Annotated in this window: 2 protein-coding genes; both read right to left on the bottom strand. The window is 73.9% G+C overall.

Translation table 11 applies throughout. The features are described 5' to 3' along the window. Positions 1 to 594: DUF1254 domain-containing protein (locus AC27VN_RS42090; protein WP_490880606.1), on the bottom strand; the 594-nt coding region annotated here is incomplete at its 3' end. A 4-nt stretch (positions 595 to 598) separates the two neighbouring features. Continuing rightward, positions 599 to 1,111 (bottom strand): DUF1214 domain-containing protein (locus tag AC27VN_RS42085; protein ID WP_490880605.1); only part of this gene is annotated, 513 nt, incomplete at its 5' end.

Raw genomic sequence — 1,111 nt, 5'->3', positions numbered from 1 at the left:
CATCGGCCGGGGCGCCGCACCGGCCTGCCAGTCGGCCAGCGTGCGCACCACGAAGCCGTCCTGCAGCGCATGCACCGTGGGCAGGTCGTGCGGCCCGTCGACCAGGATGCGGCCGATGACCCAGAGCCAGCGCGTGGGCGCCTCGATGCGCGCGCCGGGCGCGTCGAAGTCGGCCGGCAGCTCGCCGTGCCAGCCCGGCGGCACGAGCACGAAGGAACGCGCCGCCGTGCCCGTGAGCCGCTGGCCGATGTGGGCGAAGGGGTTCGTATAGAAGTCGAGCAGGCCCAGCACGTAGTAGCGCCCCGCGGTGTCGGGCACGTCGATCACCAGCGGGCCCGCGCCGAGGTCGAGCCAGGCGTTGGTGTAGAGCGTGTCGTTGTTCGGCGTCACGACGCGGCTCTTGCCCGGGCCCAGCAGCTTGCGCGCATGGGTGAACACGTTGCACCAGCGTTGCGGTGCCGGTGCCTCTCCGGCGGTCTCGCAGCGTTGCGGCGAGGTGGCCGCGCGCATGCGGCACATCTCGTACAGCGGCCAGGCGTAGACCACGGCCTCCTCGGCCAGGGTGTCGGTCCCGGCGTCGATCGTTGCGGCCATGGCGTCAGTACTCCCGCGGCTGCAGGGCCGGGATGCGCCAGGCGCGCACGCCTTCGCGCGGGTGGTACATGCGCAGGATCAGGTAGAAGCGGCCGGCCGGCGCGGGCAGCCAGTTGGCGGCATCGGCGGGCCGTGCGTGGCCCAGCACCAGTTCCAGGCTGCCGTCGGCGCCGCGTCGCAGGCCCTGCGTGCGGTCGCCGATCGCATGGCGGCCGATCGCGTTGGGATAGAGGAAGCGGTCGCTGTCGTAGAGCGTCACCGACCAGAAGGCGTCGGCCGGCGGCATGTCGTCGGCCTCGAAGCGCATCGCGTAGCGGCGCCGGCCATCGAGCGGCTCCAGCGTCGCGTCGTGGTGCGAGGCGGCGTACACGGCCTCGCTGGTGGCCAGCGCGCCCAGGCCCAGGTAGGCGGTGCGCGCGCGGCCGAGGAACTCGTTGCCGTAGCGGCCGGTGGCGGGCGTCATGGCCCAGGCCTTGGGCCGGTGGTGCCGGCCCACCGCGCCGACCAGCCGCACGCC

It is taken from the genome of Variovorax sp. 20P10.2.4, from assembly GCF_058244205.1.
The sequence above is the reverse complement of the archived record's forward strand: the minus strand, read 5'-3'. Positions and strand labels throughout refer to the sequence as shown.